The organism is Pseudomonas sp. BF-B-15 (assembly GCF_019946675.1).
In the GTDB taxonomy this organism is placed as follows: domain Bacteria; phylum Pseudomonadota; class Gammaproteobacteria; order Pseudomonadales; family Pseudomonadaceae; genus Aquipseudomonas; species Aquipseudomonas migulae.
This window is the reverse complement of the sequence record NZ_JAGYFZ010000140.1, coordinates 1-12,303: the sequence shown is the minus strand read 5'-3', so window position 1 is coordinate 12,303 and position 12,303 is coordinate 1. Positions and strand designations below refer to the sequence as shown.

Annotated in this window: 8 protein-coding genes; 7 read left to right on the top strand and 1 reads right to left on the bottom strand. The window is 59.7% G+C overall.

The genetic code is table 11. The annotated features are described in order from the left end of the window. Positions 1-572: 572 nt before the first annotated feature. From KGA97_RS27275 to argR, 6 genes are all read left to right on the top strand, one after another. Complete coding sequence (locus KGA97_RS27275; RefSeq protein ID WP_223481840.1) at positions 573-1,346, top strand: ABC transporter substrate-binding protein; 774 nt, start codon at positions 573-575, stop codon at positions 1,344-1,346. 90 nt (positions 1,347-1,436) lie between these two features. After that, complete coding sequence (locus tag KGA97_RS27270) at positions 1,437-2,126, top strand: ABC transporter permease (protein WP_007951063.1); 690 nt, start codon at positions 1,437-1,439, stop codon at positions 2,124-2,126. Continuing rightward, entirely contained in the window at positions 2,123-2,821 is a 699-nt protein-coding gene (locus KGA97_RS27265) for an ABC transporter permease (RefSeq protein ID WP_192417027.1), read from the top strand. The genes KGA97_RS27270 and KGA97_RS27265 overlap by 4 nt, the downstream gene beginning before the upstream one ends. Before the next feature lies 1 nt (position 2,822). After that, the gene (locus tag KGA97_RS27260; RefSeq protein WP_223481839.1) at positions 2,823-3,935 is read left to right on the top strand and encodes a M14 family metallopeptidase; all 1,113 of its coding nucleotides are present in this window, start codon (positions 2,823-2,825) and stop codon (positions 3,933-3,935) included. A 27-nt stretch (positions 3,936-3,962) separates the two neighbouring features. After that, positions 3,963-4,727: an ABC transporter ATP-binding protein gene (locus KGA97_RS27255; RefSeq protein ID WP_008034888.1), complete on the top strand. Its 765-nt coding sequence runs from the start codon at positions 3,963-3,965 to the stop codon at positions 4,725-4,727. A gap of 231 nt (positions 4,728-4,958) precedes the next feature. After that, a complete protein-coding gene (argR, locus tag KGA97_RS27250; protein WP_008033121.1) occupies positions 4,959-5,939 on the top strand; it encodes a transcriptional regulator ArgR in 981 nt (326 codons plus the stop codon). A gap of 1 nt (position 5,940) precedes the next feature. Here the strand turns inward: argR and KGA97_RS27245 are convergent, their stop codons facing one another. Beyond that, positions 5,941-10,656, bottom strand: coding sequence for a dermonecrotic toxin domain-containing protein (locus tag KGA97_RS27245; RefSeq protein WP_223481838.1), 4,716 nt, complete (start codon positions 10,654-10,656; stop codon positions 5,941-5,943). A gap of 287 nt (positions 10,657-10,943) precedes the next feature. On the opposite strand from KGA97_RS27245, the gene KGA97_RS27240 reads away from it, so the two are divergent. After that, positions 10,944-12,164, top strand: coding sequence for an aspartate aminotransferase family protein (locus tag KGA97_RS27240; RefSeq protein WP_223449737.1), 1,221 nt, complete (start codon positions 10,944-10,946; stop codon positions 12,162-12,164). Positions 12,165-12,303 lie beyond the last annotated feature (139 nt).

Sequence of the window (12,303 nt, the reverse complement as noted above, 5' to 3'; positions counted from 1 at the left end):
CTCCTACAGGGGTTGAGGTGTACCTGAATCCTGTAGGAGCGAGGCTTGCCCGCGAAGGCAATCTATCAGGCACCGAATAAACACCAGCCAATAATTATCGGCTTCCCCTGTAGTCCATTTCCTACTGTTACCCACGACCCTTCAAGTAACTGAATGTGTAACCGCCCGCGCCGATGCGGGGCATTGCGAAACGCCATATCCCCGCATCCGTGCATTTCAGCCCCGCAAAAAAATAAGAACCCACGCTGCGCTTGCCGGATTAGAAGGCTTTGCGAATAATAGGCCCGCAATTTGCAATATAGATCGGTTCACTGTCTTTTGCTCTTGCATGAAATTGCAAGGCTGTCAACGTGCCTAAACGGCTTTCTCGGTGCTTCTGTAATTTGTTGTCGCATTGAAGAAATATCGGCTTCGGGCCTGTCGTTAGAATGCCGATCACTCGCTCGTCGTTGCTCGCGTTGAAAACAACGCCGGTTTCCCAGGACGCAGCAACCGCTTTCCGGTTTTACTCATTCGCATAATGGGCTGTTGCTCACTCTGCCGTTTTAGCCCTTTACCGATGGAGTCCCAAGATGAAGAAACTCGTGCTGCTTGGCGCCCTGGCACTGTCCGTGCTGTCCCTGCCAACCTTCGCCGATGAAAAGCCTCTGAAAATTGGCATCGAAGCGGCTTACCCTCCGTTTGCTTCCAAAGCACCGGACGGCAGCATCGTTGGTTTCGACTACGACATCGGCAACGCATTGTGCGAAGAGATGAAGGTCAAGTGCGTCTGGGTCGAGCAAGAGTTCGACGGTCTGATCCCGGCACTCAAAGTGCGCAAGATCGACGCCATTCTGTCGTCCATGTCGATCACTGAAGACCGCAAGAAGTCCGTGGACTTCACCAACAAGTACTACAACACCCCGGCTCGCCTGGTCATGAAGGCCGGCACTCAAGTCAGCGAAGGCCTGACCGAGCTGAAGGGCAAGAACATCGGTGTGCAGCGTGGTTCGATCCACGAGCGTTTCGCCCGCGAAGTCCTGGCCCCGCTGGGTACCGAGGTCAAGCCGTACGGTTCGCAGAACGAAATCTACCTCGACGTCGCTGCCGGTCGCCTCGACGGCACCGTGGCAGACGCTACGCTGCTGAATGACGGTTTCCTGAAAACCGACGCCGGCAAAGGTTTTGCTTTCGTGGGCCCGGCCTTCACCGACGTCAAATACTTCGGCGACGGCGTAGGTATTGCTGTTCGCAAGGGTGATGCGCTGAAAGACAAGGTCAACACCGCGATCACTGCCATTCGCGAGAACGGCAAGTACAAGCAGATCCAGGACAAGTACTTCGACTTCGACATCTACGGCAAGTAACACGTCCCGGCGACAAGTCCGAATGGCGCAAGCAGCAGGATCTCTGAGGTTTGCGCCATTTTTTCATCCCAACTTTCGAGGATCTGAATCATGTTGAAAGGCTACGGGGCTGTCATCCTCGATGGCGCATGGCTGACGCTTCAGCTCGCCTTGTCGTCCATGGCCCTGGCCATCGTCCTGGGGCTGATCGGCGTTGCGCTGCGTCTGTCGCCGGTGCGTTGGCTGGCCTGGCTGGGCGATCTGTATTCCACGGTAATCCGCGGGATTCCCGATCTGGTGCTGATCCTGCTGATTTTCTACGGCGGTCAGGACCTGCTCAACCGCGTCGCACCGATGCTCGGCTATGACGATTACATCGACCTGAACCCGCTGGCCGCCGGTATCGGCACCCTGGGTTTCATCTTCGGTGCGTACCTGTCGGAAACCTTCCGTGGCGCCTTCATGGCGATCCCGAAGGGTCAGGCCGAAGCCGGTATGGCGTACGGCATGAGCAGCTTTCAGGTGTTCTTCCGGGTGTTGGTGCCGCAGATGATTCGCCTGGCGATTCCGGGCTTCACCAACAACTGGCTGGTACTGACCAAGGCTACCGCGCTGATTTCGGTGGTGGGTCTGCAAGACATGATGTTCAAGGCCAAGCAGGCGGCAGATGCCACCCGCGAGCCTTTCACCTTCTTCCTCGCAGTGGCCGCGATGTACCTGGTGATCACCAGTGTCTCGTTGCTGGCATTGCGTCACCTTGAGAAGCGCTACTCGGTAGGCGTAAGGGCGGCTGATCTATGATCTTCGACTACAACGTCATTTGGGAGGCCTTGCCGCTGTACCTCGGCGGCCTGGTGACCACCCTAAAATTGCTCGCACTGTCGCTGTTTTTCGGTCTGCTGGCGGCCTTGCCGCTGGGGCTGATGCGCGTCTCGAAGAACGCGGCCGTCAACATGACTGCCTGGCTCTTCACCTACGTGATCCGCGGCACGCCGATGCTGGTGCAGCTGTTCTTGATCTACTACGGTCTGGCGCAATTCCAGGCGGTGCGGGAAAGCTTCATGTGGCCGTGGCTGTCCAGCGCGACGTTCTGTGCGTGCCTGGCCTTCGCGATCAACACCAGCGCCTACACCGCAGAAATCATCGCCGGCAGCCTGCGCGCTACGCCGAACGGTGAGATCGAAGCGGCCAAGGCCATGGGCATGTCGCGCTTCAAGATGTACAAGCGGATTCTGCTGCCATCGGCCCTGCGCCGGGCGCTGCCGCAATACAGCAACGAAGTGATCATGATGCTGCAGACCACCAGTCTGGCGTCCATCGTGACCCTGATCGACATCACCGGTGCCGCGCGCACGGTCAACGCTCAGTTCTACTTGCCGTTCGAAGCGTACATCACCGCGGGTGTGTTCTACCTGTGCCTGACCTTCATTCTGGTGAAGCTGTTCAAACTGGCCGAGCGCCGCTGGCTGGGCTACCTGGCCCCGCGGAAGCACTGATATGGAACGCATCGATCATCCATTGCCGTGGAGCCACCTGGGCAGCGAACGCCAGATTTCGGTGTTCCGCTTCGGTAGCGGCGAGCGCAAGGCCTACATCCAGGCCAGCCTCCACGCCGATGAATTGCCGGGCATGCGCACGGCCTGGGAGCTGAAAAAGCGCCTGACCGAACTCGAAGCCCAAGGCCTGCTCAACGGTGTGGTCGAACTGGTGCCGGTAGCCAACCCGCTGGGCCTCGGTCAGCTGTTGCAAGGCAATCATCAAGGGCGTTTCGAAGCGGGCAGCGGCAAGAACTTCAACCGCGATTTCGTCGAGCTGAGCGCGCCAGTGGCCGCCCAACTTGAAGGACATCTGGGTGACGATCCGCACGCCAACATCCGCTTGATCCGTCAGGCCATGAGCGATCACCTGGCGGCATTGCCGCAGGCGAGCAGCCAGTTGCAAGGCATGCAGCGCGTGTTGCTCAGCCATGCCTGCACCGCTGATGTGGTGCTTGATCTGCATTGCGATTGCGAAGCCGCGCTGCACATGTACGCGTTGCCGCAACACTGGCCGCAATGGCGTTCGCTCGCCGCGCACCTGAATGTGAAAGTGGGCCTGCTGGCGGAAGATTCCGGCGGCAGCTCCTTCGACGAAGCCTGCTCGCTGCCATGGTTGCGTCTGTCTCGTCAGTTTCCTGAGGCGCAGATTCCACTGGCGTGCCTGGCGACTACTATTGAATTAGGGGGACAGGCCGATACCGCTCGCGCTGACGCCGAGGCTTACGCAGAAGGCATTCTCGCGTTCCTCGCCGAGCAAGGCTTGATCAGCGGCGAATGGCCGAAACCTGCGCAGGACGCGTGTGAAGGCATGCCGTTCGAAGGCACCGAATTGCTGTTCGCGCCGCATCCGGGCGTGATCAGTTTTCTGCGTAAACCCGGTGAGTGGATCGAAGCCGGCGACGAGATTTTTGAAGTGATCGATCCGTTATCGGATCGGGTCAGCACGGTGTGTGCTGGTACGTCCGGGGTGCTGTTTGCCATTGAACGGCTGCGTTATGCCCAACCCGGTTTCTGGCTGGCCAAGGTGGCGGGGCGCGAAGCGCTGCGTCACGGGCGCTTGCTCAACGACTGACTGACTGTTTTTGTGAGAACCGACCGCATGTACAAACTTGAAGTCCAAGACCTGCATAAACGCTATGGCAGTCACGAAGTGCTCAAGGGCGTGTCCCTGAAAGCGGCGGCTGGCGATGTGATCAGCATCATCGGCTCCAGTGGCTCCGGCAAAAGTACCTTCCTGCGCTGCATCAACCTGCTGGAGCAGCCGCACGCGGGCAAGATCCTGCTCAACAACGAAGAGCTGAAACTGGTTGCCAACAAGGACGGCGCGCTGAAAGCCGCTGACCCGAAACAGCTGCAACGCATGCGTTCGCGTCTGTCGATGGTGTTCCAGCACTTCAACCTGTGGTCGCACATGACCGCGATGGAAAACATCATGGAAGCGCCGGTCCACGTGCTCGGCATGTCCAAGGCCGAAGCCCGCGAGAAAGCCGAGCACTACCTGAACAAGGTCGGTGTGGCACATCGTAAAGACGCTTACCCTGGCCACATGTCCGGTGGCGAGCAGCAGCGCGTGGCGATTGCCCGTGCACTGGCGATGGAACCTGAGGTGATGCTGTTCGACGAACCGACCTCGGCCCTCGACCCGGAACTGGTCGGCGACGTGCTGAAGGTGATGCAGGCCCTGGCCCAGGAAGGCCGGACCATGGTGGTGGTGACCCACGAAATGGGCTTCGCCCGTGAAGTGTCGAACCAGCTGGTGTTCCTGCACAAAGGTGTCGTCGAAGAAAGCGGCAACCCGCGTGAGGTGCTGGTCAATCCACAGTCCGAACGTCTGCAACAATTCCTCTCGGGCAGCCTGAAATAATCAAGACTGCCGTTGTGCACCGGGATAGTGCATGCTTCGCAAATTAACGGCCGCCCCCGATCCCTTGTAGGAGCTGGCTTGCCGGCGATAGCGGTGAGCCAGTTTGCATATCTGGCACAGGCATACCGCCATCGCCGGCAAGCCGGCTCCTACAGGTTTTGAGATTTGCGTTCATTTACGGGCTAGCATTGGCCCATGCCTTCATCACTGTTTCGTTTCGGATTGCCCGCCATGACTGCCCATCGAATTGGTTTCCTGATTTGGCCCAGCACTAAAGCACTGACGCTTGCGCTGGCTGAGGAGGCCTTGCGTGTTGCCCAGCGTGTGCATCCGGACGTGGTCTACGAACTGTCGTTCCTGCAGGCCGAACCGTCGACCGAAGGCGCCTGGCAATTGCCGGGTGAACCCTGGGCCGGCAAGCTCGAAAACCTGCAGAAACTGTTCCTGCTCGCCGATGAGCCGCCGACCACCCTCGCGCCGGCGCTCAGCAGTGCGCTGAAACAACTGGTGCGTGCCGGTTGCGTGATCGGTGGTTTGTCCGCCGGTGTTTATCCGTTGGCGCAACTCGGTTTGCTCGACGGTTATCGCGCTGCCGTGCACTGGCGCTGGCAGGACGATTTTGCCGAACGTTTCCCGAAAGTCATCGCCACCAGCCATCTGTTCGACTGGGATCGCGATCGCCTGACGGCGTGCGGTGGTCTGTCGGTACTCGATCTGTTGTTGGCAGTGCTGGCCCGTGATCACGGCGCCGAACTCGCTGGCGCCGTATCCGAAGAGCTGGTGGTCGAGCGCATCCGCGAAGGCGGCGAGCGCCAACGCATTCCGCTGCAGAACCGCCTCGGTTCCAGTCATCCGAAGCTCACCCAGGCGGTGTTGCTGATGGAAGCCAACATCGAAGAGCCGCTGACCACCGACGAAATCGCCCAGCACGTGTGCGTGTCCCGTCGGCAGTTGGAGCGGATCTTCAAGCAATACCTCAACCGCGTGCCGAGCCAGTACTACCTGGAACTGCGCCTGAACAAGGCCCGGCAGATGTTGATGCAAACCAGCAAGTCGATCATCCAGATCGGCCTGTCGTGCGGCTTCTCCTCGGGGCCACATTTCTCCAGCGCCTACCGCAACTTCTTCGGTGCCACGCCGCGGGAAGATCGTAACCAGCGGCGTAGCAGCAGCCCGTTCGAGTTGTCGTCGGTGCCGTCCGAGCGCGGCTGATCTATTCGTCGATCTCGGAACCCTCAGAGGTGGATACGTTCATTTCACCTCGATTGATCACCTCTTCCACGCCAAAGTCGGCACGTGTGCGTTCGAAGTAACTGATCAGCCGCAACAGGCTTTCCTCCGTAAACGGATTGCCCCTGAGCGTAATGTTCTCAGCCACTTCCGCGGGCAACTCCAACAGGTCGCTGGGCACGTCGGTGATTGCATTGCCGCTCAAGTCTGCCCAGTCCAGTTCGGCCAGTTGTAGCAGGCCATCGGGTATGTCGGTGATGCCGGTGTCGTTGAGCAGAATGGTCGCCAGGTCCGGCATCTGACTCAGGTCGGGTGTCAGCCCCAAGGGGTTGAGGCCCAGATCGAGGTATTCGAGCTGTTCCATTCCCGCCAATCCACCGACCGACTCCACGGACAGACTGACGCGACAGTTGGGAATCGACAGTGACCTGAGTTGCCCCATCTTGAACAGCGCATCGGGAATGTCGCCGAGGTTGCAGTCGCGCAGCCTCAGGCTTCTCAGGTTCGGGAAGGATTCCAGAAAACGCCCGATACGCGTCACGCCATCGACACTTTGCAGCTCCAGCGCTGAGACATGGCTGAAGTCAGCGCTGAGGGTCGGCAGTTCCCCGGTGATGACCGGGCGGATGGAGAGTTCATACGACGGCTCAAGCGACTCATTGAAATCATCCAGGTCTGCGTCATGCTGCCAGCAACGTTGCAGTGCCTCTTTGAATTCATCGCGATTGGCGTGTTCGACAAACTGTTGCATGTCACTGAAGGGTTCACCCGTTAGCGGATGGCGCGGCGGCAGATCGGCTGTCCATGTCGTCAGATCGTTGCTCAATTGAGCCAGTTCTTCCTCCAGTTGGGTCAACGCTGCTCGGCCCTCTTCCAGTGTGCCAGGCAGTTCGTAGACGAAGTCGCTGGCCTGCTCGACTTCCATGTTCGGGTAGAGTGCCCTGGCTCGTTCGATATCCGCCTCGGGGGCATAGACGCCCAGATCGTATGAGGTTTCGAAGTATTGAAGCTTGACGAGTTGTCGAGCGCTGTCGACGAGCGGGTTGTCCGACAGGTGCACGCCGCGCTTGTGGTAGACCACGCTGTCGAACACCCCTTCGGGTAGCTCGGTGATCCGGTTATTGATCAGCATGAGCGTATCGAGTCTGGGGTGCGTGATAGCGCTGACGGGGATTTCAGTCAGACCGGTTGCGCTCAGGTCCAGGTGCACGAGTTCGGTAAATGCGCCGACATCGGGAGCCACGTCAATCGGATTACGGAACAGGTCCAGCATCACCAGTTTGTTCAATGAGGACAGTTTCGACCATGCGTCAGCATCAATCCTGATCGCGCATTCGTTCAGCACCAATGTGTCGAGGTTGGTCATCCGTGGGATGGCGTCGGGCAGGGTGGTCAGGGAGAAGCGCCGCAAGTCGAGGCGACGAAGGTCGCTGAAATTTTGCAGGAAACCGTGAACACCTTGTTCCGCGTGACTGCCTTCGAGGGCGACCAGCGATACGTGACTGAAGTCCGCCGTCAGCACCGGCAGCTCACCCAGAATCGGCTCGGCGAATCGCAGCACATAGCGGTCACTGTGCTCTGTCGATTCGAGATCCCGTGGCGTTTGCCGACGCCAGCTCTGCTGGATTTCCTGTGCCAGCAACCGGCGGTTGTGCTGCTGGGCCTGTTGTTCCAGCTCGCTCAATGGCTGTCCGGTTTCGGGGTGGGCGGTGGGGGCTTCCTTTATCCAGGTATCCAGGTCTTCATGCAGCCGTTCGAGTTCATTACTCAGGCGTGAAAGCTCCACGCGAGCGCCATCGGGGTGGCTTTGCAGGCGGGCGACGACGGCGCGTAGTTCATCCTGGGGCAGGCCTGGATACACCTCGCGAACCCTGTCATCCAGTGTGGGGATGGGACGACCTGTTCGCTTGTAACCCTCCGATCCGCCGGGCAGGCGCATGGTCGCCGGGTCATAGAAGGGTTTTCGGTTGGGATGCTTCACCAGTAGCGTGCGCAACGCGGGTTTGTTCTGCGCATGCTCGGCAATGCGTTGTTTGAGTAGCTGACCGTCTTCGGCGGAAAGACCCAATGCCGTGCGCTCAGCGTCGGGCAGTGCCTGCAGGAGGGCCTGATAAAAGTCGCTCGGCAGAGACGTGTTTTCATGGACCCGATACGTGTGGTCCTCGGCGTATACCAGTGTCTTGAGGATGGGGGCGTCGGGCTGACCGATGCTGTCGCGCAACGTCCCCTCATGGGCGAACTCCCTGACTTCGATGCGCAGGCGAGCAGGCCAGCCGGGCAGTGATTCAAGGCTATGCAGGGCCAGGCGATGGGTGTCCGCCGTTTCCATGCCCTGCAGATAAAACCCCTCATAGGCTCTGGCGACACGCACCGCGTCCATGGCTTTCAGCGCTACATCCTTGAGGCGCTGGGGCAAGCGGCCGTTGTGCATTTGCTTCAGCTCGGTGCCGCTTGCGTTGCTCACCAGTTCTTGTGCGATGTCCGTGGGCAGTCCCTGTACTTCGCCTTGCAGTAGCAGAACGTGGCGATCGGCGGTTTTTTCAAGTTCACGGTAGCGAGACTGGAACAGCGATCTGCGCTGGTTCAGCGCCTGATAGCGGTCGGGATGGTCACTGCCGGTCTGCTCGACCAGCGCCTGAATGTCGCGGTCGATCTTGAAGCGCTTGATCGTGTCGGTCAGCAGCGAAGGTGGGCGCTGATTCTCGACATGGATCTCGCGCAACACGTTGTCGTGAAAACCGCTGATCTGCAGGAGTTGCTCACGCTCGGCAGTATTGAACGACTCGACGCTCTGGCCGAGGCGGCGCAGCACGGTTTCCCTGTCCCACGTCAGCGGTCGCTCCAGTATGGTCTGCCAGGCACCGTGGTTGTTGTGTCGCAGAGCCGGCTGATAGGCGTCGGCCCGGCGCGGGTGCTGAATCTGAAAACGGCCAGTCTTGCTGTCCGGTTTTACCGAGTAGACCTTGCCTTCAATGCGCACCAGCGTTTTGCCCTCATGCTGATACAAACCGAGAGGGTCGGGGCTGGCAGCGTCCGGCAGATCAGCGGACTGTTCGTAAGGCGCGAGATCCGGTTTCCAGTATCGGGTTTTGCCTGTGGCTGTCTTGATGGGTTTGAGCGGGGAAATCAGCGTCACCGCCTCGCGAGACATAAGGCCATTGAACGCACCGGCCGCCATGACGCCGCCCACCGCGAACGTCCCGAGTTCAACCACCGTTTCGGCGATCGTCATCAAGTGTCCGAACGCTTCGGTTTTCAGGCCTTCAGCCCAGTCGATGATGCCTTCGAACGTGTCGTCGAGCACTTGGTAGGCCATGTAGGCGAGCATCAATTCGCCCAGAAACGGAACAAAGGGCAGGGCCACGAACGACGCCACTTCAAGGATCTTTTTGGCGACATTGCTGAAGGCGTCCCACGCCGCCCATCGCGCCGCTCGGTCGGCACTGGCGGTAGAGACCGCAAGGGTTCGTGCATCATTGAGCAGTTTGTTCAATTGCTGCTGGTAGAGGTGAGTCCACAGATCGTTTCTGATCGGGTTCACCGAGAACTGCAGGTTGGGCTTGTCGATGGGGGTGTCGCGCCAGCTCGGCAGCGGATCACCGCGCAGGTGTTCATGCCAGGTCACGGCGTGGAGGCGACTGTTGAGGTCGGCGAAAAAGTGGCCTCGTTCCTGATGATCGATGAACCGGCTGAAGAACGCCTGATAAGCAGGCGAGCGCAGTTTGCGGGTCAGCTCGGTCATGAACGCCAGGGTGTCGGGGTACTGTTTGAGCGGGTGTTCCGGGTCGTCGGGGATGTAGACGATGATCCTCGACCGCTGGGCGGTGAGGTCAAGTCGCGGCGCGAAAATGACGATGCCGGTCAGCAATGAAGACATCAGGCTCAGGTCGTGACAGTGCAGTCGCCAGTTGTCCAGCCCCACGTTTTCGCGGCTCTCGATCATGTCGAGAATCGATTGCCCTGCATCCAGCGGCAGGTCACCACGGACCTGGGCCAGATGCAGGGCTGATAGCAGGGCGGCCTTGTGCGTCTTGATCACGCTCGACTTCAACACGGCAGCGGCGACCGGGTTGGTAAACCCCAGGTTTTCCTTGAGGTGGGCCTCGTATCGAGCGCCGATATCCAGTTCCCTGCACAACCGGGTGAAGTGCTGAATGGAGAGTTGGCGCTTGATCGCCGGCAATGTATCGAATTGCCCGGTGGACGAGGGTTCGGTGATGAACGTCGAGGCAGATTCATAAGCCTGCGCTTCGGTTTCCGAATCCTGAAAGTTGTGCAGGGCGGCGTCGAGCAGCGAGACCGTCCAGGTGCGCGCGGCACCGGTCTTGATCGGGAACCACGGAACGGTCTGCGGAATGTACAGGCGCAGGAAGGTCGTCTTGACGTCCAGTTCCAGGCCGTACCGGGTTTTCAATGCGTCACGCAGAAGCGGTTCGGCAAAGTCCCGGGCGTTCTGCAATTTATCCAGCATGGATTCCAGGTGGTTACGCTGGGCCAGGTAGTGCGTGCTGGCCGCTTTCAATGATTGGTGCTGCTGGCGGGTTGCCTGGGCGTGCCATTCAGGGATGTCCAGCCGCGCGCTTTTCAGTGCAGTGCGCGTAGCGGGCGATGCTGTTAATAGCCAGTCGGGCAGATTGTGGAACGCATGCTGGAAATGCGCGTCTGGCTGAGCCGTAAGCTCGGGGTCATGCTGAATCATGGCGCTAGTCCGTTAGCGTTTGGATGGAACCCAAGGAAAACAAACGATGAAGCACGGTGTGCGGTACATATTTACCGCACCGTTCGACAAGCCTGCCTATAACCTGTGCCGCCGGTTTAAACTGCGCCTTTGCGACGCTATATGTCGCATTGCCGTAAACCCGGCTGAAACCGGGGTTTGCGCTATAAGAAGTTGTCGCTTGGCGGCAAGGCCGGGCTGAAAACTGTCCTTACAATCCCCCCATCGCTCGCCAGTTTCCGGCGAGTGTTCCTCTTCAGGAGACTCCGATGTCCGTTGAGCACGCTGCGGTAGAACGCGCCGATTTCGACCAGGTAATGGTTCCCAACTATGCGCCTGCCGCCTTCATTCCTGTGCGTGGCGCCGGTTCCCGCGTTTGGGACCAGTCTGGCCGCGAGCTGATCGACTTCGCCGGCGGGATTGCCGTTAACGTATTGGGCCATGCGCACCCGGCGCTGGTCGGTGCCTTGACCGAGCAGGCGAACAAGCTGTGGCACGTGTCCAACGTGTTCACCAACGAGCCTGCCCTGCGCCTGGCGCACAAGCTGATCGACGCAACCTTTGCCGAGCGTGCGTTCTTCTGCAACTCCGGCGCCGAAGCCAACGAGGCCGCTTTCAAGCTGGCCCGTCGTGTCGGCCATGATCGGTTTGGCAGCGAGAAGTACGAAATCATCGCCGCGCTCAACAGCTTCCACGGCCGTACCCTGTTCACCGTGAACGTCGGTGGCCAGTCGAAGTATTCCGACGGTTTCGGTCCGAAAATCACCGGCATCACCCATGTGCCGTACAACGATCTGGCCGCGCTGAAAGCCGCCATTTCCGACAAGACCTGCGCCGTGGTCCTGGAACCGATCCAGGGCGAGAGCGGTGTGATCCCGGCCGAACTTGAATACCTGCAAGGCGCCCGTGACCTGTGCACCGCACACAACGCGCTGCTGATTTTCGACGAAGTGCAGACCGGCATGGGCCGTACTGGCCATCTGTTTGCCTACCAGCATTACGGCGTGATCCCGGACATCCTGACCAGCGCGAAGAGCCTGGGCGGCGGTTTCCCGATTGCAGCCATGCTGACCACCGAAGACCTGGCCAAACACCTGGTCGTCGGCACCCACGGCACCACTTACGGTGGCAACCCGCTGGCGTGCGCCGTCGCCGAAGCGGTGATCGACGTGATCAACACCCCTGAAGTGCTGGCCGGCGTCAACGCCAAGCACGACAAGTTCAAGGCTCGCCTGGAGCAGATCGGCGAGAAATACGGCCTGTTCACCAAGGTTCGTGGCATGGGCCTGTTGATCGGTTGCGTGCTGAGCGATGCCTGGAAAGGCAAGGCGAAGGACATCTTCAACGCCGCCGAGCGCGAAGGCCTGATGGTCCTGCAAGCCGGCCCGGACGTGGTGCGTTTTGCGCCAAGCCTGGTGGTTGAAGACGCCGATATCGATGCCGGCCTGGATCGTTTCGAGCGCGCTGCAGCAAAACTGACGCAAGCCTGATAGACCCTTCGACGCCTGATGATTTCAGGCGTCGAACCCAATTTTGATGCCGGCCCCGCTTTTCTGTAGGAGCGAAGCTTGCTCGCGAAGGTGTGTCAGTCGACATCACTGTGACTGACACACCTTCGCGAGCAAGCTT